The organism is Streptomyces sp. NPDC107562, from assembly GCF_055657325.1.
Genome location: NZ_JBVKBE010000001.1, coordinates 72,644 through 92,493 on the forward strand (window position 1 = coordinate 72,644; position 19,850 = coordinate 92,493).

General features: G+C 73.0%; 17 protein-coding genes. 6 read left to right on the forward strand and 11 right to left on the reverse strand.

Going from position 1 to position 19,850, the window contains the following annotated elements; all coding sequences use genetic code 11:
- Window positions 1-158: 158 nt before the first annotated feature.
- Together ACZ7LV_RS00325 and ACZ7LV_RS00330 are read left to right on the forward strand one after the other, a co-directional pair.
- Window positions 159-935: a GNAT family N-acetyltransferase gene (locus tag ACZ7LV_RS00325; RefSeq protein WP_471934562.1), complete on the forward strand. Its 777-nt coding sequence runs from the start codon at window positions 159-161 to the stop codon at window positions 933-935.
- Entirely contained in the window at window positions 935-1,744 is an 810-nt protein-coding gene (locus ACZ7LV_RS00330; protein ID WP_471934563.1) for a lysophospholipid acyltransferase family protein, read from the forward strand. Before ACZ7LV_RS00325 ends, ACZ7LV_RS00330 begins: the two co-directional genes overlap by 1 nt.
- 237 nt (window positions 1,745-1,981) lie before the next feature.
- Here the strand turns inward: ACZ7LV_RS00330 and ACZ7LV_RS00335 are convergent, their stop codons facing one another.
- Window positions 1,982-4,321, reverse strand: coding sequence for an ATP-binding cassette domain-containing protein (locus ACZ7LV_RS00335; protein WP_471934564.1), 2,340 nt, complete (start codon window positions 4,319-4,321; stop codon window positions 1,982-1,984).
- A 163-nt stretch (window positions 4,322-4,484) separates the two neighbouring features.
- On the opposite strand from ACZ7LV_RS00335, the gene ACZ7LV_RS00340 reads away from it, so the two are divergent.
- Window positions 4,485-6,956 carry an ATP-dependent Clp protease ATP-binding subunit gene (locus tag ACZ7LV_RS00340; RefSeq protein ID WP_471934565.1) on the forward strand — a complete coding sequence of 824 codons (2,472 nt, stop codon included), beginning with the start codon at window positions 4,485-4,487 and terminating at the stop codon, window positions 6,954-6,956.
- Here ACZ7LV_RS00340 and ACZ7LV_RS00345 read toward each other — a convergent pair.
- Window positions 6,951-7,949: an LLM class flavin-dependent oxidoreductase gene (locus ACZ7LV_RS00345; protein ID WP_471934566.1), complete on the reverse strand. Its 999-nt coding sequence runs from the start codon at window positions 7,947-7,949 to the stop codon at window positions 6,951-6,953. The genes ACZ7LV_RS00340 and ACZ7LV_RS00345 overlap by 6 nt on opposite strands.
- A gap of 57 nt (window positions 7,950-8,006) precedes the next feature.
- Between ACZ7LV_RS00345 and ACZ7LV_RS00350 the strand changes: the two genes are divergently transcribed.
- On the forward strand, window positions 8,007-8,498 hold the full coding sequence (locus ACZ7LV_RS00350) for a phosphatase domain-containing protein (RefSeq protein ID WP_471934567.1): 492 nt from the start codon (window positions 8,007-8,009) through the stop codon (window positions 8,496-8,498).
- 36 nt (window positions 8,499-8,534) lie between these two features.
- Here ACZ7LV_RS00350 and ACZ7LV_RS00355 read toward each other — a convergent pair whose 3' ends face one another.
- Window positions 8,535-8,750 (reverse strand): dodecin, encoded by a 216-nt coding sequence (locus tag ACZ7LV_RS00355; RefSeq protein ID WP_401666727.1) that lies wholly within the window; start codon window positions 8,748-8,750, stop codon window positions 8,535-8,537.
- 221 nt (window positions 8,751-8,971) lie between these two features.
- Here ACZ7LV_RS00355 and ACZ7LV_RS00360 point away from each other — a divergent pair, with 221 nt between their 5' ends.
- On the forward strand, window positions 8,972-10,231 hold the full coding sequence (locus ACZ7LV_RS00360) for an extracellular solute-binding protein (protein WP_471934568.1): 1,260 nt from the start codon (window positions 8,972-8,974) through the stop codon (window positions 10,229-10,231).
- Here ACZ7LV_RS00360 and egtD read toward each other — a convergent pair whose 3' ends face one another.
- Genes egtD through egtA form a run of 4 tightly spaced genes read right to left on the reverse strand, consistent with a single transcriptional unit; the run spans window position 10,232 to window position 14,620 of the window.
- Window positions 10,232-11,194, reverse strand: coding sequence for an L-histidine N(alpha)-methyltransferase (egtD, locus tag ACZ7LV_RS00365; RefSeq protein WP_471934569.1), 963 nt, complete (start codon window positions 11,192-11,194; stop codon window positions 10,232-10,234).
- Window positions 11,191-11,982, reverse strand: a complete 792-nt coding sequence (gene egtC / locus ACZ7LV_RS00370; RefSeq protein ID WP_471934570.1) for an ergothioneine biosynthesis protein EgtC — start codon at window positions 11,980-11,982, stop codon at window positions 11,191-11,193. The genes egtD and egtC overlap by 4 nt, the downstream gene beginning before the upstream one ends.
- The gene (egtB, locus tag ACZ7LV_RS00375) at window positions 11,982-13,322 is read right to left on the reverse strand and encodes an ergothioneine biosynthesis protein EgtB (RefSeq protein ID WP_471934571.1); all 1,341 of its coding nucleotides are present in this window, start codon (window positions 13,320-13,322) and stop codon (window positions 11,982-11,984) included. The genes egtC and egtB overlap by 1 nt, the downstream gene beginning before the upstream one ends.
- Window positions 13,319-14,620, reverse strand: a complete 1,302-nt coding sequence (gene egtA / locus ACZ7LV_RS00380; RefSeq protein WP_471934572.1) for an ergothioneine biosynthesis glutamate--cysteine ligase EgtA — start codon at window positions 14,618-14,620, stop codon at window positions 13,319-13,321. Before egtA ends, egtB begins: the two co-directional genes overlap by 4 nt.
- A gap of 256 nt (window positions 14,621-14,876) precedes the next feature.
- On the opposite strand from egtA, the gene ACZ7LV_RS00385 reads away from it, so the two are divergent.
- On the forward strand, window positions 14,877-15,698 hold the full coding sequence (locus tag ACZ7LV_RS00385) for a TIGR02452 family protein (protein ID WP_471934573.1): 822 nt from the start codon (window positions 14,877-14,879) through the stop codon (window positions 15,696-15,698).
- On the opposite strand, the gene ACZ7LV_RS00390 is transcribed toward ACZ7LV_RS00385, so the two are convergent.
- The 4 genes from ACZ7LV_RS00390 to ACZ7LV_RS00405 all read right to left on the reverse strand — a co-directional run bounded on the left by ACZ7LV_RS00390 (window position 15,683) and on the right by ACZ7LV_RS00405 (window position 19,679).
- Window positions 15,683-16,129 (reverse strand): type II toxin-antitoxin system PemK/MazF family toxin, encoded by a 447-nt coding sequence (locus ACZ7LV_RS00390; protein ID WP_401666745.1) that lies wholly within the window; start codon window positions 16,127-16,129, stop codon window positions 15,683-15,685. The two genes, ACZ7LV_RS00385 and ACZ7LV_RS00390, sit on opposite strands and share 16 nt — an antisense overlap.
- A 55-nt stretch (window positions 16,130-16,184) precedes the next feature.
- Window positions 16,185-17,609 carry an amidase gene (locus tag ACZ7LV_RS00395; protein ID WP_471934574.1) on the reverse strand — a complete coding sequence of 475 codons (1,425 nt, stop codon included), beginning with the start codon at window positions 17,607-17,609 and terminating at the stop codon, window positions 16,185-16,187.
- 134 nt (window positions 17,610-17,743) lie between these two features.
- A complete protein-coding gene (locus tag ACZ7LV_RS00400; protein ID WP_471934575.1) occupies window positions 17,744-18,511 on the reverse strand; it encodes an NPP1 family protein in 768 nt (255 codons plus the stop codon).
- Window positions 18,512-18,536: 25 nt separating this feature from the next.
- Window positions 18,537-19,679: a glycoside hydrolase family 19 protein gene (locus ACZ7LV_RS00405; RefSeq protein ID WP_401666752.1), complete on the reverse strand. Its 1,143-nt coding sequence runs from the start codon at window positions 19,677-19,679 to the stop codon at window positions 18,537-18,539.
- Window positions 19,680-19,850 lie beyond the last annotated feature (171 nt).

Here is a 19,850-nt window from a genome sequence, read left to right on the forward strand (position 1 = left end):
GCTTTGTGGCCCACCCCGGGCATTCAACATCCGCACATCCCCGCTCCGGGCGCAGGTAACGCGCACGCCAACCGGCATCGGAAGAACTGTGGCGGCAGGCCGAACGACCCGGCCCGCCCGCTGCCGTCGTCGAACCGGCCCGTGACCAGGAGTGTGCCATGACCGGCGTTTCCACCCTCGACCGTCCCCTGCAGCCAGCGGCACCCACCCGCTACACCGTCACCCTCGCCCGCGACGAGGACGACGTGCGTGCGGCGCAGAAGCTGCGGCACGACGTCTTCGCCGGCGAGATGGGCGCGATGCTGTCCTCCCCGCAGCCGGGCCTCGACATCGACTCCTTCGACGCGTACTGCGACCACCTGCTGGTCCGCGACACGCTCACCGACCAGGTCGTCGGCACCTACCGGCTGCTGCCGCCCGAGCGCGCCGCGGTGGCCGGCCGGCTCTACTCCGAGGGCGAGTTCGACCTGAGCCGTCTCGACCCGATCCGCCCGGGCCTCGTCGAGGTCGGCCGCTCCTGTGTGCACCCGGACCACCGCGACGGCACGGTCATCGGCCTGATCTGGGCGGGGATAGCGCGCTACATGGTCGACCGGGGCCACGAGTGGCTGGCAGGCTGCTGCTCCATCCCGCTGGCCGACGACGGCGGCGCCGTCGCCGCCGCCACCTGGGACCGGGTCCAGGCCAAGAACCTCGCCCCCGAGGAGTACCGGGTACGGCCGCTGCTGCCGTGGTCCGCGGACGGCGTCGCCCGGCCCGCCGGGCGCACCGAGCTCCCGCCGCTGCTGCGCGGCTATGTGCGCCTGGGCGCCTGGGTGTGCGGCGAGCCCGCGCACGACGCCGACTTCGGCGTCGCCGACATGTACGTGCTGCTGTCGATGCGCCGGGTCAACCCGCGCTATCTGAAGCACTTCCTCTCGCTCGTCCCGGCCTGATGAGCGTCTGGCTGCCCAGCGCGCCCTGCACCCCCAGGGCGTGCGTGGAGCCCGCGGGGCGGGGCAGGGTCGCGCTGTGGGGGGTGCTGCGGTTCACCGCGGTGCTGGTGCTGCTGCTCGGCGGGATCACGCTGCTGCCGCTCGGCAGGCGCGTTCCCGCCCACTGGGTGCGCCGGTGGGCCCGGACCATCGCGTGGGCGGCGGGGGTGCGGGTGCGCATCACCGGCTCCGCCGCGCCCACCGGTGGTCTGCTGCTGGTCGCCAACCACATCTCCTGGCTCGACATCCCGCTGCTCGCGTCGGTCCGCCCGGCCCGGATGATCGCCAAGACCGAGATCCGGCAGTGGCCGGTCGCCGGCTCGCTGGCCGCGAGCGCCGGCGTCGTGTTCATCGAGCGCGACCGCCTGCGCACCCTTCCGGCCACGGTCGCCCACATCGCCGAGTTGCTGCGGTCCGGGGCCGCGGTCGGCGTCTTCCCCGAGGGCAGCACCTGGTGCGGCCGGGCCCAGGGCACCTTCCGCCGGGCCGTCTTCCAGGCGGCCCTGGACGCCGGGGTCCCCGTGCAGCCGGTCCGGATCCACTACCGCCTCGCCGACGGCCACGCCAGCACGGCCCCGGCCTTCGTCGGCGAGGACTCCCTGCTCACCTCCCTGTGGCGGGTCATGACGGCACGCGGCCTGATCGCCGAGGTGGACGTCCGGGATCCGATCCTCCCGGGCAGTCTTCCCGACCGCCGGGCCATGGCCCGCGCCGCCCAGCCCGCGACGACCCCGGAACCGGGCTGGACCCACACGGTGCTGGCGTCCTAGAGCCCGCCCGGCCGAGGGTCTTCCGGCCCGCCGTGGGGAGGCCACTGGAGTCCACACGGGGCACCAGGCCCGGTGGTGGACGCGGCGTCCGCCGCGCGATGCCCGGCACGCTCTCCCGCCGCACCGCCCGAAAGCCCGAGTACGCCCGGTACGAGGGCTTCCGGACGGCACGCCCGCAGAACGCACCGGACGCCGCGCGGCCGTTCTGCGGACGACGACGCCACTTTCGCGACAGGCCTAGCGTCCCCTCGCCAGCACGCGTGCCAGATAGGGTGCGGTCGCGCTTCGGCGCACCGCCGCCACCTCGCTGGGCGGTCCGGTCGCCACGACGCGGCCGCCCGCCTCGCCGCCGCCGGGCCCGAGGTCGACGACCCAGTCCGCGCCGGCGGCCACGGTCATGTCGTGCTCGACGACGATCACGGTGTGCCCGGCGTCCACGAGACCGTGCAACTGACGCATCAGGACCTCGACGTCGGCGGGGTGCAGACCCGTCGTGGGCTCGTCGAGGAGATAGAGGGTGTGGCCACGGCGGCCGCGCTGCAACTCGCCGGCCAGCTTGATGCGCTGGGCCTCCCCGCCGGACAGCTCCGTCGCCGGCTGACCGAGACGCAGATAACCGAGGCCCACGTCGAGCAGGGTGCCGAGGCTGCGCGACACCCCCGGGTGGTCCGCGAAGAACTCCGCGGCGGCCTCGACGGTCAGGTCCAGCACCTGCGCGATGGAGCGGCCCCGGTACGTCACCTGGAGCGTCTCGGGGTTGTAGCGGGCCCCGGCGCAGTCGGGGCACGGCGTGTACGTGCTGGGCAGGAACAGCAGCTCCACACTGACGAACCCCTCGCCCTGGCAGGTCTCGCAGCGTCCCCCCACCACGTTGAAGGAGAACCGCCCCACGCCGTACCCGCGTTCGCGTGCCGCCTCCGTCGCGGCGAAGACCTTGCGGACGGCGTCGAACAGGCCGGTGTAGGTCGCCAGGTTGGAGCGCGGGGTGCGGCCGATCGGCCGCTGGTCCACGGAGACCAGGCGCCCCACGCCCGCAGGCTCCTGCGTGATCTCACCGATCAGCGTGGACTTCCCCGACCCCGACACCCCTGTGACCGCCGTGAACACCCCCAGCGGGAATGCGGCCGTCACCCCGCGCAGGTTGTGCCGCGTGACCGGCCCGACCGTCAACCAGCCCCGGGGCGAACGCACTTCACGTTCCGGTGCCGGTGAGTCGTCGAAGAGGAAACGGGCCGTCGCCGAGTCCGCGACCGCCGCGAGACCGGCGACCGGCCCGCTGTACAGCACCTCGCCGCCGTGCTCCCCGGCGAGCGGACCGACGTCCACGATCCAGTCGGCGTCCCGCACCACGTCGAGGTGGTGCTCCACCACGAACACCGAGTTGCCGGCCGACTTCAGCCGCCCCAGCACCGTGAGCAGCGCCTCCGTGTCCGCCGGGTGCAACCCGGCCGACGGCTCGTCCAGGACGTACACCACCCCGAACAGACCCGAGCGCAGCTGGGTCGCGAGGCGCAGCCGCTGCAGTTCGCCCGCGGAAAGGGTGGGGGTGGCACGGTCGAGACTGAGGTAGCCGAGGCCGAGCTCGGCGACCGGGGCGATCCGGGACCTGAGGTCGTCGGTGAGGACCCGGGCCGTCTCGCCGGTGGGGACGAGGGCTTCGGCCAGCCGGGACAGCGGCAGCGCGGCCAGCTCCGCGATCGTACGGCCCCCGAACGTCACCGCCAGCGCCTCGGGCCGCAGCCGGCTGCCCCCGCAGGCCGGGCACGGCGCGCCGGTCAGGAACCGCTCCGCCCGGGCGCGCAGCGCCGGGCTCCTGGAGTCGGAGAAGGTCTTCATCACATGGCGCCGGGCGCTCATGTACGTGCCCTGGTACGGGCGCTGGATGCGGTCCGCGTCGCGGACCGGGTGGACGGTGACCACCGGCTGCTCGTCCGTGAACAGGATCCACTCCCGCTCACCGGCGGGCAGTTCGCGCCACGGCCGGTCCACGTCGTACCCGAGCGCGTCGAGGATGTCGCGCAGGTTCTTGCCCTGCCAGGCGCCCGGCCAGGCGGCGATCGCGCCCTCGCGGATCGACAGCGCCGGGTCGGGGACCAGGAACTGCTCCGTCGTGCGGTGCACTTCGCCGAGGCCCTGGCATCGCGGGCACGCCCCGGCCGCGGTGTTGGGCGAGAAGGCGTCCGAGTCGAGTCGCTCGGCGCCCGGCGGGTAGTCCCCGGCCCGGGAGAAGAGCATCCGCAGCGAGTTGGAGAGGTTCGTGACCGTGCCGACCGAGGAGCGGGACGTCGGGGCCGAGCGGCGCTGCTCCAGGGAGATCGCCGGGGGCAGTCCGGTGATCTCACCGACCTTCGGCGCGCCCACCTGGTGGATCAGCCGGCGCGCGTACGGCGCGACCGACTCGAAGTAGCGGCGCTGGGCCTCCGCGTACAGGGTGCCGAACGCCAGCGACGACTTCCCGGAGCCTGACACGCCGGTGAACACGGCGACCACGTCGCGCGGTACGTCGACGTCGACGCCCTTGAGGTTGTGCTCCCGGGCGCCGCGCACCCGGATGTAGGGATCGTGGGGGTCGGACATGGGGACGCGCTCCGGCCTTCGGTTCCGGCGAGGGACAAACCCCCCAATTCTATGCGACGCGGCCCGGTGGCACCCGCTGACCGGCGCGGGTGCGGAGCTCAGGGCTCTGTGCGAGCTTGGAGAACAGGATGCCCGTCGACACCCGCGTGGAAGGTCCGTGACCATGTCGAGTCCCGGTTTCGGTTTCGGACGCAGCCCCTTCGAGGAGTTCGACGAGCTCCTGTCCCGGTTCTTCGGCGACGCCGCGCCGGCCTCCGCCGCCCGTCGGGCGCAGCGCGTCGACATCGGCAGCCTGCTGTCGGAACGGGCCCGTGAGCTGGTCGCCGAGGGCAGGCACCTCGCCGCCGTGGAGGGCGGCGAGGAACTCGACGCCCGGCACCTGCTCGCCGCGGCCACCGAGCACGACTCCACCCGGCGGCTGCTCACCGAGGCCGGCACCGACCCCGACCGGCTCCGCGAACGCCTCGGCGGTGTCACCGAGGGGGCCGAGAGGACCGAGCCGGGGACGCTCACCCCGGCCGCCAAGCGGGCCCTGCTCGACGCCTACCGGATATCCCGCGCCGAGGACTCCTCCTACATCGGCCCCGAGCACCTGCTGCGCGCCCTCGCCGCCAACCCGGAGTCGACGGCGGGCGAGGCGCTCGCCGCCGGCGGCTGGGAGGGCGCGAGGCTGCCCAGCGAGGGCACGGGCGAGCCCAAGGCCCCCAGCAACACGCCGACCGTCGACGAGTACGGCCGTGACCTCACCGAGGACGCCCGCGCGGGCAGGCTGGACCCGGTGATCGGCCGGGACGAGGAGGTCGAGCAGACCATCGAGGTGCTCTCCCGGCGCAGCAAGAACAACCCCGTCCTCATCGGGGACCCCGGCGTCGGCAAGACCGCCGTCGTCGAGGGCATCGCCCAGCGCATCGCCGCCGACGACGTGCCGAAGACGCTGGCGGGCAAGCGGCTGATCTCGCTGGACCTGGCCGGGATGGTGGCCGGCACCAAGTACCGCGGTGAGTTCGAGGAGCGGCTGAAGAAGCTGCTCGACGAGGTCGGCGAGCACGCCGACGAACTGGTGCTCTTCCTCGACGAGATGCACACCGTGGTCGGCGCCGGTGGCGGCGGCGAGGGAGCCCTGGACGCGGGCAACATGCTCAAGCCCGCGCTGGCCCGCGGCGAGCTGCACCTCATCGGCGCCACCACCGTCGACGAGTACCGCAAGCACATCGAGAAGGACGCCGCCCTGGAGCGCCGCTTCGCGCCCATCCTGGTCGGCGAGCCGTCGGTGGACGACACCGTGGAGATCCTGCGCGGCCTGCGCGACCGCTACGAGGCCCACCACCAGGTCCGGATCACCGACGAGGCGCTCGTGGCGGCGGCGGAGCTGTCCGACCGGTACATCACCTCCCGCTTCCTTCCCGACAAGGCGATCGACCTGATGGACCAGGCGGCCGCCCGGGTCCGGCTGCGGGCCCGGACGCCGCTCGCGGACGCCCGCGAGATCGAGGACCGGATCGCCGCCCTGAACCGGGAGAAGGACCAGGCCGTCGCCGACGAGGAGTACGAGCGCGCCAAGGAACTGCGCGACCGGGTCAAGGAGGCCGAGGAGCGGCTCGCCGAGGCCGGCAAGGCCGAGGCGCGGACGCCCGAGGTCACCGCCGACGACATCGCCGAGGTCGTCTCCCGCACCACCGGCATCCCCGTCGCCGAGCTCACCGAGGAGGAGCGCGAGCGGCTGATGAAGCTGGAGGAGCACCTCCACGAGAGGGTCGTCGGCCAGGACGAGGCGATCACCGCGGTGGCGCGCGCCGTGCGGCGGGCCCGGGCCGGCATGAGCGACCCGAACCGTCCCGTCGGCAGCTTCCTCTTCCTCGGCCCGACCGGCGTCGGCAAGACCGAACTGGCCCGCGCCCTGGCCGCCGCGCTGTTCGGCGACGAGAACCGCATGATCCGCCTCGACATGAGCGAGTTCCAGGAGCGGCACACCGTCTCCCGGCTGGTCGGCGCCCCGCCCGGATACGTCGGCCACGACGAGGCGGGTCAGCTGACCGAGGCGGTGCGCAGGCAGCCGTACGCCGTGCTGCTGCTGGACGAGGTGGAGAAGGCGCACCCGGACGTGTTCAACACGCTGTTGCAGCTGCTGGACGACGGCCGGCTGACCGACGCCCAGGGCCGCACGGTCGACTTCAAGAACACGGTCGTGATCATGACGTCGAACATCGGCGCCGACCGGATCCTCGCCGCCGGCGTGGAGGACTACGCGACGGTGCGCGCATCGGTGATGGACGTGCTCAACCAGCACTTCCGGCCCGAGTTCCTCAACCGCATCGACGAGATCATCGTCTTCCGCGGTCTGGAACGCACCCAGCTGCGCGAGATCGTGGAGCTGCTGCTGGAGCACACCCGGCGCCGCCTGCGCGCCCAGGACGTCTCCCTGGAGGTCACCGGGGCCGCCGAGGACCTGCTGGCCGAGATCGGTCACCAACCGGAGTTCGGTGCCCGTCCGCTGCGCCGCACCATCCAGCGCGAGGTCGACGACCGCCTCGCCGACCTGCTGCTGTCCGGCGAGCTGAAGCCGGGCGACCGCGCCCGGGTGGACGCCGTCGACGGGGCGGTGGAGGTACGGGCCGAGCAGCCGGCCGAGCTATGAGCCGAAGAGCGCGGCCAGCCTCCGGTAGGAGTCGACGAGCGCCTCGCGGTCGTACGTGCTGGTGGTGACGAGCACCTCGTCGGCGCCCGTCTCCTTCAGCACCGACTCCAGTTCGTGGGCGACCTGTTCCTCGGTGCCCGCGATCTGGCCGGTCAGACCGGAGTCGTAGAACCCGCGCTCTCTTTCCGACATGTGCAGCCCCTCGACCCGCTCGGCGGGCGGCAGCGGCGGGAAGGTGCCGCGCGTGCGGGAGTACGCCATCGACCAGGCCTCGGGGATCAGCAGCCGCCGGGCGTCCTCGGGGGTCGCCGCCACCGCGACCGTGCCCGACACGACGACGTAGGGCTCCCGCGCCCACGGCGACGGGACGAAGTGCCCGCGGTAGTGGTCGATGCCGCGTCGCATCCGCTCCCGGTCGCGCAGGTCGCCGATGACCATCGGCAGGCCGGAGCGGGCCGCGATCGTGGCTCCCTCGCCCATGGCGAGTACGAAGGGCGGCACGCTCAGGCCCTCCGGGGGACGGGCGTGGACCCGTGTCGGGGAGGTGCCGCGGAACCAGCCGAGCAGTTCCTCCAACTGGGCGGCGAAGTCCTCGGCGTCGCCCTTGTCCCGGCCGAGCGCCTTGCGCACGCCGTCCGTGAACCCCACCGAGCGCCCGAGCCCCATGTCGATCCGGCCCGGGAAGAGCGACTCCAGCACGCCGAACTGCTCGGCGACGACCAGGGGCCGGTGGTTGGGCAGCATCACCCCGCCGGTGCCCACCCGGATCGTCCGGGTCGCGCCGGCCACGGCGGCCGCCAGTACGGTCGGCGCGGAGCCGGCGACGCCGGGCACACCGTGGTGCTCCGACACCCAGAAGCGGTGGTAGCCGAGTTCCTCCACCTCCCGCGCCAGCCGGACGGTGTCACGCAGCGCCTCGGGTGCCGTGTGCCCCTCGCGGGTGCGCGAACGGTCCAGCACGGAGAAACGGGTCGAGGCGGTCAGCGAGGTCACACACCGTTCAACGCCTGACGGGAACCGGCATTCCCGCCCGCTGTCTAGGGTGGGTGTGTGACAGCTCGCGACCAACGGCCGATCGCCGTGTTCGACCTCGACAACACCCTCGCCGACACCGCCCATCGGCAGCACTTCCTGGAGGGCAGGCCGCGGGACTGGGCGGGCTTCTTCGGCGCCGCGCCCGCGGACCCGCCGCTCGCCGAGGGCGTCGCGATGGCGCGGGCGAGCGCCGAGGAGTGCGAGGTCGTGTATCTCACCGGGCGGCCCGAGCGGTGCCGGCAGGACACGCTCGACTGGCTCGCCGCCCAGGAACTGCCCGAGGGGCGGGTCCACATGCGGCGCGACGCCGACCGCAGGCCCGCCCGGCACACCAAACTGGAGACACTGCGCAGGCTCGCCCGGAATCGGGAGGTCCGGATGCTCGTGGACGACGACGAACTCGTGTGCGAGGCCGCGGAACGCGCCGGATTCACCGTCGTACGGGCCCGCTGGGCCACTCCGTCGGAGGAACTCGAGGTGGCGCAGGAGCGCGAGGGGCGGACCTGACCGGTCCAGGTCCCGGCCGGCGCCTCAGCCGGTGCCTCAGTCGGTCTCCTCCAGGCGGAAGCCGACCTTCATGCTCACCTGCCAGTGGGCGATCTCGCCGTTCTCCAGCTGACCCCGCACTTCCGTCACCTCGAACCAGTCGAGGTTGCGCAGGGTCTGCGAGGCACGCTCGATGCCGTTGCGCACGGCCTGTTCCATGCCCTCGGGTGAGGTGCCGACGAGGTCCGTGACCCGGTAGGTGTGATTCGACATGCGGTTGCTCCTCTCCGCGCGGCGACGAAGGCGTCAGATGTCTCCCGCGTCACTCCACCGTGCCCCAAGCGGCAGCGGAGCGCGAGGCGTCGGCCGCCTTTCCCGAATCGCTTGACCTTCGCATTGGTCCATACCAAACTCCCAGACACCCGTACGAGTCCACCACTCGTCCCCCCACGCCGGGCCCTTTTGCCCTGTCCTCCAGACAGAACAGGACCGCCGTGAAGCTTCGACTCCTTGCCCTCGCCTGCGTCTGCGCGTCCCTCCTCGGCGGCTGCGGACTCGTGCCGTCGAGCGGGGCCGAACGGCGCACGGTGACCGTCTGGCTGATGAAGGGCAGCGCCTCGGCGCAGTTCCTGGAGCGGTTCACCGAGGAGTTCGAGCGCACCCACGAGGACCTCGACCTCGACATCCGTATCCAGGAGTGGACCGGTATCGGCGAGAAGGTGCAGGCGGCGCTGGAGGCCGAGTCCCCGGAGGGGCCCGACGTCATCGAGGTCGGCAACACCCAGGTCCCGCAGTACGTCGACGGCGGGGGACTGCTCGATCTGACGCTGGAGTCGTTGCGGGACTGGGGCATGCGCGACTGGCTGCCCGGCCTCGCCGAACCGGGCCGGCAGCGCTCCACCCAGTACGGGATCCCCTGGTACGCGGCCAACCGCGTCGTCATCTACCGCAAGGACCTCTTCGAGCAGGCCGGGATCGACGGCCCGCCGAAGACGCGCGAGGAATGGCTCACCGTCACCGAGAAGCTCGACACCGGCGACCACCAGGGGATCTACCTGGCCGGACAGGACTGGTACACGCTCTCCGGATTCATCTGGGACGAGGGCGGCGACCTCGCCACGGAGAACGGCGGCGTCTGGACCGGCACCCTGGACACCCCGGCTGCCCAGCGCGGCATGGACTTCTACCGCCGGCTCCAGGCGCTCGGCGACGGCCCGGTCGACGCCGACGAGGAACACCCCCCGCAGGCGGAGGAGTTCGCCAAGGGCCGGATCGCCCAGATCGTGGCCGTACCGGGCCAGGCCCGCGCGATCGTCCAGCAGAACCCCGGACTCGACGGCGAACTCGGCTTCTTCCCCGTCCCCGGCACGTCACCCGGCAAGCCCGGCGCCGTCTTCACCGGCGGCTCCGACCTCGTCGTGCCGAAGCGCACCGACCAGCGCGACGGCGCCGTCACCGTCGTCGAGGAACTCACCGGCGCCAAGTGGAACACCGAACTGGCCCGCGCCATGAACTACGTGCCCAACAAGACGACGCTCGCCGCGGCCGTCGCCGGCGAGGAGGGGGTCGCCGCCATGGCGGCGGGTGCCGCGCAGGGGCGGGCGACCCCCAGCACGCCCGAATGGGCCGCCGTCGAGGCGGACAACCCGATCAAGGAGTACATGACCAGGGTGCTCACCGGGGCCGACCCGGACGCGGAGGCCCGCCGCGCCTCACGGCGGATCACCGAGGCGCTGGCGGTCCCCCTCGGCTGATCAGCCGGCGGTGCTCAGCGACAGCGCGAACCTGCCCTCGCCGTCCGTCCACCAGTGGGACAACTCCAGTCCGGCGGTGGCCAGTTCGGTGCGCACCCGCTCCTTGCGGAACTTCGCCGACACCTCGGTGCGCAGGTCCTCGCCCGCCGCGAAGTCGACGGCGAGGTCCAGGGAGGGGATCTTCACGGTCTGCGCGGTCAGGGAGCGCAGCCGCATCTCGATCCACTCGTTCGCGGCGTCCCACCGGGCCACGTGGGCGAAGGCGCCGGGATCGAAGTCGGCGCCCAGCTCACGGTTGACGACCGACAGGACGTTCTTGTTGAACGCGGCCGTCACGCCCGCCGCGTCGTCGTACGCCCGGACCAGCACCTCCTCGTCCTTGACCAGGTCGGTGCCGAGCAGCAGCGCGTCGCCGGGGGAGAGCAGGGCGCGGATCGAGGCGAGGAACGCCGCGCGCTCGTCCGGCAGGAGATTGCCGATGGTGCCGCCGAGAAACGCCACCAGCCGCGGACCCGGCGTGTCCGGCAACTTCAGCGCCACCGTGAAGTCGGCGATCAGCGCGTGCACGTCCAGACCGGGCCGCTCCGCGACCAGCGCCTGACCGGCCTGCGTGAGGGCGCTCTCGCTGACGTCGACCGGGACGTAGGTGCGCAGCCCGGTCAGCGCGTCGAGCAGGTGCCGGGTCTTCTCCGAGGAGCCGGAACCCAGCTCCACCAGGGTGCGCGCGCCGCTCGCCGCGGCGATCTCGGGGGCCCGGTCGAGCAGGATCTCGCGCTCGGCCCGGGTCGGGTAGTACTCCGGCAGTTCGGTGATCCGCTCGAAGAGCTCGCTGCCCTGGGCGTCGTAGAACCACTTCGGCGGCAGGGTCTTGGGCGAACTCGTCAGGCCCTTGAGGACGTCGGCGCGCAGTGCGGCCTCCGTGGCGTCCTCGGGCAGGGTGCGGGTGAGAAGGAACGGACTCACGTGCGGGGCTCCTTCGAGGGTGGGGCCGCCGAGGCGTCGCTCGGCTCCTTGAGCGGGGTGAGCTGTACGTCGGTGCCGTTCGCCACCAGCAGGGTGTGGTCGGGCACCTCGTGCCAGTGGGGATCGTCGTCGTACGGTTCCGAGGCCACGACCGTGCCGCCGCCCGGCGGGCGGAGGTACCACAGGGAGTCGCCCCAGGTGGTGGCGGCGACGGACGCGCCGTCGGTCAGCAGCAGGTTCAGCCGGGAACCCGGGGCCGCCGCCGCGACCTCGGGAACCGTGTCGGCCAGCGCCCGCCCGGGGTCGTCGCCGGCGCGCAGCCGGGCGAGCACGAGCGCCCAGACGAGCGCGGAGTCGTTGCGGGCCTCCAGGGACAGCAGGTCCACGGGGGGCAGACTCCGGGCGACCTCGGCGAGCGAGTGGGGCCAGCCCAGGACCGCGCCGTTGTGGCTGAAGAGCCAGGACCCCGCGGCGAACGGGGCCGCCGCGGCCTCCGCGTCGGCGCCCGCCAAGGTCGCGTCCCGCACGGCGGCGAGCAGCGTCCGGGTGCGCACGACGCGCGCCAGGTCGGCGAAGGACAGATCGGCCCAGATGGGCCCGGCCCGCCGGTAGCGGGCCGGCAGCGGGTCGCCCGGCGCGTACCAGCCCACCCCGAAACCGTCGGCGTTGACGGTCCCGTACCGCTGCCGCCGGGGCGCCCAGGACTGCCGGTACAGGCCCGACGGGGGCTCCACAAGCAGCGTGCCGAGGGACACCTCCGGCCCGGTGTAGGCGAGGTGACGGCACATCAGACGTCCCCGTCGCGGGCCGTGCGGAAGCCGGCGAAGATCTGCCGCCGGATCGGGTAGTCCCAGTTGCGGAAGGTGCCCCGGCAGGCCACCTGGTCCACGGCGAAGGACCCGCCGCGCAGCACCTTGTGCTCCGGCCCGAAGAAGACCTCCGAGTACTCCTTGTACGGGAACGGCTGGAAGCCGGGGTACGGCTGGAAGTCGCTGGCCGTCCACTCCCACACGTCACCGATCAACTGCCGTACGCCGAGCGGCGACTCACCCTTCGGGTAGCTCCCGGCCGGTGCCGGGCGCAGATGGCGCTGGCCGAGGTTGGCGTGCTCGGGCGTCGGGTCGGCGTCGCCCCACGGATAGCGCGTGGAGCGGCCGGTGGCCGGGTCGAAGCGGGCGGCCTTCTCCCATTCGGTCTCGGTGGGCAGCCTGCGTCCGGCCCAGCGGGCGAAGGCGTCCGCCTCGTACCAGCACACGTGCAGCACCGGCTCCTCGGGCGGCACCACCTCGGTGACGCCGAAGCGGCGCCGTAGCCACTGCCCGCCGTCCCGGTGCCAGAACAACGGCGCCTTCAGGGCGGTGCGGCGCACGTGCGCCCAGCCGTCCGCGGTCCACCAGCGGTCGTCCTCGTAGCCGCCGTCCTCGATGAACGCCAGGTAGGCGCCGTTCGTCACCGGGGTGGTGTCGATCCAGAAGGACGCCACCTCGCGACGGTGCGCCGGCCGCTCGTTGTCCAGCGACCAGGGTTCGGTGGAGGTGCCCATCGTGAACGGGCCGCCCGGCACCAGGACTTCGGCAGGACCGGTGAACAGCGGCACGGGCTCCGGGTCGGGGGCGTGCAGTGCCTGCGGCCCCCTGCGGAGCTGGTGGGTGATCAGCATGGTTTCGTCGTGCTGCTGTTCGTGCTGCGCGATCATGCCGAAGGCGAAGCCCGCCTCCGTGAGCCGGGTGCCGTGGAACGCGGTGCCGGCCAGCACGTCCAGGGCCCGGCCGCGCACCTCGGCCGCGTACCGGCGGGCCTCGCCGGGTGCCAGCAGCGGCAGGGTGGGCCGCTCCGCGCGCGGGTGCTCGAAGGCGTCGTACAGGCTGTCTATCTCGGGTCGTATCGCCTCCTGGCCCGCGACCGCGCGCAGCAGCCAGAGCTCCTCCTGGTTGCCTATGTGCGCGAGGTCCCACACCAGCGGGGACATCAGCGGCGAGTGCTGGGCGGTCAGGTCGGGTTCCTCGACACAGCTGGTGAGCAGCGTGGTGCGGTCCCGCGCGGCGAGCAGCGAGTCCAGGGCGCGCTCCCGGAAGGCCTCGCTGTCGATCTCGCTGTCCGTCTCGGTGTCGATGGCGGGGTCGGTCATGTGCGCGGGTCCTTCCCATGCGGGCGGCGGCCGTCGCGGCGCCGCCCTTCGAGCAGATCGTCGGCGGGGCAGCGTCCCCGCAGGACATAGCGGTCCCGGTAGGCGGCGACGGCGTCCGTCACCTCGGTGGACGCGCCGAGCCGCGGCAACGCCCGCAGCGCCGCCGCGAAGCAGGCGACGGCCACCTCGTGCAACTCCGGGTCGGCGAGCCCGTGGCGGGCCGCGTCGAGCCACAGCGGGTTGTGCGGCGCGGGCAGGGCCCCGGTGCGTTCGGTCAGCGGCTTGACCGTGCGGTACGCGTCCTCCGCGGCCTCCGGGTCGTCGAACAGGGCCGTCGTCACCGCGAGCGGCACGATCCACCCGTCCTCACCGGGCTGCGCGTCCATCATGCGCAGTTCGAGATGGCCGCGCGGCCGGACCGGCGGGAACAGCGTCGTGAGGTGATAGCCGAGGTCGTCCCAGGTCGGCGGCCTGGGCGCCCCTGATCTGGTCCAGTCCCGGAAGGTCAGGCCGTCCGGCACGTGCCAGCGACCGGTGTCCTGCCGCACGCACATCACCTGGGAGTCCAGCACATGCCGGGCCCAGGCGCGGCGCGGATCGGCGTCCAGCACGGGCGCGCCCGCCCGGCCCGCGCCGATCTGGACCCAGCGCAGCTGCCGGGTGGACTGCCAGCCGGTGGGTTCGTCGCCGGCCAGCGGGGAGTTGGCGAACGCCGCCAGCAGGACCGCGCCGAGATGGTGTGCCAGCCACCAGCGCCGCACATGGCCGAGCGGGCCGGGCTCCTCGTGCCCGGCGTCCAGGCACACCTGGACCGAGGCGGAGGTGCACATCATGGCGCGACCGGCCGGGCCGGTGCGGTCGAGGAAGGTCTCCATCGCCTCGTAGCGAGGCTCCCGCAGGAATCGGCGGGGGGAGTGCCACGGGTCGTGGCCGATGCCGAGGAGGCCGAGCCCGCGCTCGCGCAGTGTCGCGCGGACGGCGTCCAGATCGGCGGAGACGGTCTCCACGCACTCCATCAGGGAGGCGGCGGGCGGAGAACTCAGCTCCAGCTGGCCGCCGGGTTCGACGGTCAACGCCGACTTCAGGGGGACGGAGCGCAGTGCGGCGTAGGCCGCTTCGAGTCGTTCGGGTGTGACGGGGAGCTGTGGACCGCACAGCTCATGGACGAGCCATTCCACTTCGACGCCGACGGTGCGCGGCGGTCCGGTCTTGAAGCAGATGCCCCGGACGAGGGCCTCCACCTCGGGTTCGGTGACGGCTGTACGCGGTTCCGTACAGCCGCTGACTGAGTCGGACATGTCGGGATCCTCCTGAGATTCCACCATGCCGCCGGTCCGCCAAACGGCAAGTCGGACCGACAGACCCGTCCCACCCAAGCCCCTTGTCCCGCTTCGCACAAGGGTGCACTTCCGGACGTCCCGGACCGGATGCCCGCGCGTCGGGGCCGGGGGAAACTCTGTTGCACCGCAGGACCAGCATCGCTCACGATGCGTTCATGAGCACGACGGGGGAGATCGCGGGGCGCGCGGTCGTGGCGCCCACGGGGGTGGTGCCATGAGCGCGCGCCTGCGTGGCATCGCGCGTGAGACCGAGGAGATCGTGGCCGTGGGCGCCTACCAGGCGTCGAACGGGCGTACGGTTTCCATCGCGGCGGCGGTGGCCGCCGCGCGGGACGCGACCCGGATGCACGGCCCCGGTCCGGTGCCGGTCGCGGCGGCGCCCGCGCTGGAGACGATCGTCGAGGTGACGGGCGAGAGCAGCCTGGAGGCCGCCCGCCGGATCGGCGACGCCGCGGTGCTGAACTTCGCCTCCGCGCGCAATCCCGGCGGCGGCTTCCTGAACGGCGCGCAGGCGCAGGAGGAGGCCCTGTGCCGGGCCTCCGCGCTGTACTCCTGCCTACGGCGGGCCCCCGAGTTCTACGACCACCACCGCACCCACCGTGACCCGTTCTACACCGATCGGGTGATTCACTCGCCGGCCGTCCCGGTGTTCCGCGACGACCGCGGCCGCCTGCTCGACGAGCCGTTCACGGCCGGATTCCTCACGGCGGCCGCGCCCAACGCCGGGGTCGTGCGCCGCACGGCACCCGAGCGGGCGGCCGACCTGCCACGCGCCCTCGCCGCCCGCGCCGAGCGCGTCCTGGAGGTCGCGGCCCACCACGGCCACCGGCGGCTGGTCCTGGGTGCCTGGGGCTGCGGCGTCTTCCAGAACGATCCCGCCCAGGTCGCCGGCGCCTTCCGGGACCTGCTGGGGCCGGACGGGCGGTTCTCGGGGCGGTTCGCGCATATGGTCTTCGGTGTGCTGGACCGTACGACGGGGGCAGTGACCCGCCGCGCCTTCGAACGCACGTTCCCGGAAGGTCAGGTCCAGCCGTAGCGCTCGCGCAGCCGGTGCCGGACCGCGTTGAAGCGCATCCGGTCCAGGGCGCACGCCTCGCGGCGCATGCCCGCCTCGTGCAGCCGCAGCACCCGGTCCACATCCACCCAGGAGTCCCGCCCCGACCGGTCCCAGGGCCCGTTCCCGATGGCGACCCACTCCCGGTCGCCGTCGTGCCGCTTGCTGGACAACTGCACCGCGAGGAACGTGCCCCCCGCCTCCCGGGCCACCACCAGCACCGGCCGGTCCTTGCCCCGCCCGTCGTTCTCCTCGTAGGGCACCCACGTCCACACGATCTCCCCGGGATCGGGGTCGCCGTCGTGCGCGGGCGAGTACTCGGTGCGCACCCGGCCGACCTTGCGCGGGTCGCACTGGGTGGTGGCGGTGGGGCCGAAGCGGCCCGGGACGTTCTCGTCCGTGAAGGCAGTCACGGGGTCACCGTAACGGGCGGCTGTGAAGCCCTGGCCAAGGGGCGGGCGAACCCCCTTATGCCGCAGGGGACTCCGAGGCGGCCGGGTCCGGCGGCCGCAACTCGTGCCAGCGCAGGTCCGCCTCCAACTGCGCGGCGAGCGAGACGAGCAGCGGTTCGCTGTGCGCGGGGCCCAGCAACTGGGCACCGACCGGCAGACCGCCGGTGACGAAGCCCGCCGGGACGCTCACACCGGGCCAGCCCAGCACGTTCCACGGCCAGGCGTAGGGGCAGGCGGCGATCATCGCGCGGTCGGTGGCCAGCCCGCCGAGCCGCAGCATGGCACCGATCCGCAAGGGGGGAGCCGCCGTGGTCGGCGCGAGGATCACGTCGTACGACGAGAAGAAGGCGCCGATACGGCGGTGCAGCGCCGACTCCGCGCGCCGGGCCGCCCGCAGCGGCGCCCCGCCGAGCAGCCGGCCGAGCCGCGCGGCGTCCCGGGTGCGCGGGTCGAGCAGCGCGGCGTCGGGCGCCTCACGGACCCAGTCCGCGACACCGGCCGTGGCGCGCGGCACGAAGGTCAGCCCGATCCGGCCGTAGGGCGGGTCGGCCTCCTCGACCGTGTGCCCCGACGCGGCCAGTCTCTCGGCGAGTTCGACGACGCGGGCGCGGATCTCGGGGTGGAGGCGGGCCGGCACCGCCGTGAACGGCGGCTTCAGCGCGAGGGCCACGCGCAGCCGGCCGGGATCACGGCCCACCGCGGCCGACACGTCGACCGCGGGCGGGCGGTGGGGGTCCCGGGCGTGGTTGCCGCGGGCGGAGTCCAGCAGCAGGGCGGCGTCCGAGACCGTGCGGGCCAGGGTGCCGTTGACCGTGATGCCGTGGAAGGACTCGCCGCGCGGCCAGGTCGAGATGCGCCCGCGCTGCGGCTTGATGCCGATCAGATGGGTCCACGACGCCGGTATGCGCACCGAACCGGCGCCGTCCGAGCCGAGCGCGGCCGGCACCAGACCCGCCGCGACCGCCGCCGCCGAGCCGCCCGACGAACCGCCCGGTGTGTGCCCGGTGCTCCAGGGGTTGCGGGTCGCGCCGAACGCGGGCCCCTCGGTGAACGGCCACTGCCCGAGCTCGCAGGTGTTGGTCTTGCCGACGATCACCGCGCCGGAGGCGCGCAGTCGCCGTACCGCCTCGCAGTCCTCGGCGGCCGGGGCGAACGTGCCGGGGCAGCCGAACGCGGTGGGCTCGCCGGCCACGTCCATGTCGTCCTTGACCGCGACGGGCACCCCGAGGAGCGGGCGTCGCCCTCCGGCGGCCAGTTCCCGGTCGGCGGCCGCCGCCTCGGCGAGCGCCGCCTCGACCCGCACGAGCCGGAAGGCGTTGAGGGTGCCCTGCGTCGCCTCGATCCGGGCCAGGGCCGCCTCGACGAGCGCGCGCGAGGTCACCTCACCGTCGGCGAGCGCACGGGCGGTCTCCGCCAGACCGGCGAAAGGGGCGAGCGTCATGCGGGGCACCTCCGGGACGTGTGGTCTACCGAACGGTAACGTCAGGAGGCGCGCGGGGGAACGGGGTCGGGGGAGAGCGTACGAGGACGGCCGGCGCCCTCGCTGTCCCGCGGGGGTGCCGGCCGTCGTGGGTGTCAGGCGTTCGGGTCGAAGGGGATCTGGGCAGGCATCGCGTGGGCGAGGGCGTACTGGAAGTCGCCGTCGTCGATCTTGATGGTGGCCGCGCCGAAGTCGGCGCCCATCAGCTTGTCGCGGTATCCGGCCGGGTAGCCGTTCCAGCCGACGAGCCGCGGGAAGAACCAGCCGCCCGTGGCGTTCTCCGGCGGTTCGTCGTTGCCGCCGGCGAACCGGAAGCAATGGCTGCCGATGCCGTCCTTGTGATAGACGATCTTCGGGTGGGTGCCGTCGAACCGGATCGACGAACGGGCGGCCACCTCATAGGTGTTGTGCTGGGAGACCGACACGTACTTGGCCTCGTTGTCGTTGACCCACACCACGACGTGTTCCCAGTCGTGGGTGTGCCCGAGGGCCGCCGGACCGAGGGTGACCTGGTCCTTCTCGAAGTAGCTGGCGTACATCACCGCACACCAGCCGTTGTTGCACTTGGCGCGCGCATACGTGTTGGCGTTGGCCAGCTGCGCGTGGTCGTGGCAACGGCCGTTGACGTCACCGCCCAGCTTGAGGCCCGGGTTGAGGGTGCCGTCGGCGCCGATGGCGGCGGTGGCGTAGCAGCCGTCGCCGTCGTAGTCGTACGCGGGGGAGTAGGTCTGTTCGAGGCCGTCGGCGTTCTGCGGCAGCAGTTGCAGAACGTTCGCGTGGGCGCTCGTCGGCACGGCCACCAGCAGCGCCATCGCGCCGAGCGCGCCGAGGACGGCCCTGGCGAGGGGTCTCGCGTTGCGCATCACACCTCCTTGTCCGGCGCCGCCGTCAGCAGTAGAGGTTGCCGCCGGGGGAGACCCCGAGAATCGAGGCGAACCGCTGGTAGGCGTCGACGCGGCTCTGCACCTGGGCCGGGTTCCTGCCGTCGCACTCCAGGGAGCCGTTGATGCTGCGGATCGTCTGGCCGAAACCGGCGCTGTTCACCATGGCGTTGTGCGGGGTCATGGTGCCGGGGCCGGACTGGGTGTTCCAGTACCACAAGCCGGTCTTCCAGGCCACGGCCGAGTCGTTCTGCACCAGCCAGGGGTTGTTGAGCAGGTCGATGCCGAGCGCGTCCCCGGCGGCCTTGTAGTTGAAGTTCCAGCTCAGCTGGATCGGGCCGCGCCCGTAGTAGGCCGCCTGGCCGGCCGGGCAGCCGTACCACTGGCCCCAGTCGCAGTAGTGCGGGTAGTTGGCCTGGTTCTGCTCCACGATGTGGACGAGACCGCCGGTCTCGTGGTTGACGTTGGCGAGGAACGCGGCGGCCTCCTGCTTGCGCACGGTGTCGCTGCCGGTCTTGGCGAAGCCGGGATAGGCGCTCAGGGCGGCGGTGAGTCCGCTGTAGGTGTAGAACGAGTTCCGGCCCGGGAACATCTGGTTGAACTGGGCCTCGGAGACGACGAATCCGTTCGGGGTGCCGCCTCCGCCGCTCGCGGGCGCGTTCCACTTCTGGTTCGCCGCGCCGGTGCAGCTCCAGATCTGCAACCGGGTGCCGTTGGCGCTGCTGTTCTCCCGCACGTCGAGACACTTGTTCGCGGCCGGGTTGACGATGTCCCGCGCCCCGGTGACGACCCACTGCTGGTTGGCGCCGCCGGAGCAGTCCCACAGCTGGACCGCCGCGCCGTCGGCGGTGCTGCGCTCGACCACGTCCAGGCACTTGCCCAGCGCCCGCAGGGTCCCGTCACCCGGGTTGGACCACACCTGGGCGCCGGTCCCGTTGCAGTCGTAGAGCTGTACGGCGGTGCCGTTGGCGCTGTTCGCGCCCGCCACGTCGACGCACTTTCCGGCGAGCCCGGTGATGGTGCCGTCGGCGGCCTGGGCGGGGCTCGCGGTGAACAGGGCGGTGACGACGGCGGAGGCGGCGGCGAGGGCCGTGAACCGGCCGATCAGGCTTCGCCGGGCACCGGGACGTCTGAGGTGGGAGATACGCATGCTGGACGACGCTCCTTGGGTGGGGGTTCGCGTCATCGCGCGCTCGGACGCCCTGTGGATGGTTCGTCAGGTGGCGTCGGTCGGGGCCACGTTCACCCTGAGGACGGCCGAGTGCGCGGACGGGGGGAGGTATCGTCCGGTGAAACTAAAGGTATGGACCATTTTAGTCAA

Coding starts and splice junctions, on each gene's coding strand:
- ACZ7LV_RS00325 (WP_471934562.1), top strand. CDS start 159: ATGACCGGCGTTTCCACCCTCGACCGTCCCCTGCAGCCAGCGGCACCC.
- ACZ7LV_RS00355 (WP_401666727.1), bottom strand. CDS start 8,750: ATGTCGAATCACACCTACCGGGTCACGGACCTCGTCGGCACCTCACCC.
- ACZ7LV_RS00330 (WP_471934563.1), top strand. CDS start 935: ATGAGCGTCTGGCTGCCCAGCGCGCCCTGCACCCCCAGGGCGTGCGTG.
- egtA (WP_471934572.1), bottom strand. CDS start 14,620: ATGTCCGACTCAGTCAGCGGCTGTACGGAACCGCGTACAGCCGTCACC.
- ACZ7LV_RS00405 (WP_401666752.1), bottom strand. CDS start 19,679: ATGCGTATCTCCCACCTCAGACGTCCCGGTGCCCGGCGAAGCCTGATC.
- ACZ7LV_RS00340 (WP_471934565.1), top strand. CDS start 4,485: ATGTCGAGTCCCGGTTTCGGTTTCGGACGCAGCCCCTTCGAGGAGTTC.
- ACZ7LV_RS00385 (WP_471934573.1), top strand. CDS start 14,877: ATGAGCGCGCGCCTGCGTGGCATCGCGCGTGAGACCGAGGAGATCGTG.
- ACZ7LV_RS00335 (WP_471934564.1), bottom strand. CDS start 4,321: ATGTCCGACCCCCACGATCCCTACATCCGGGTGCGCGGCGCCCGGGAG.
- egtC (WP_471934570.1), bottom strand. CDS start 11,982: ATGTGCCGTCACCTCGCCTACACCGGGCCGGAGGTGTCCCTCGGCACG.
- ACZ7LV_RS00395 (WP_471934574.1), bottom strand. CDS start 17,609: ATGACGCTCGCCCCTTTCGCCGGTCTGGCGGAGACCGCCCGTGCGCTC.
- ACZ7LV_RS00400 (WP_471934575.1), bottom strand. CDS start 18,511: ATGCGCAACGCGAGACCCCTCGCCAGGGCCGTCCTCGGCGCGCTCGGC.
- egtB (WP_471934571.1), bottom strand. CDS start 13,322: ATGACCGACCCCGCCATCGACACCGAGACGGACAGCGAGATCGACAGC.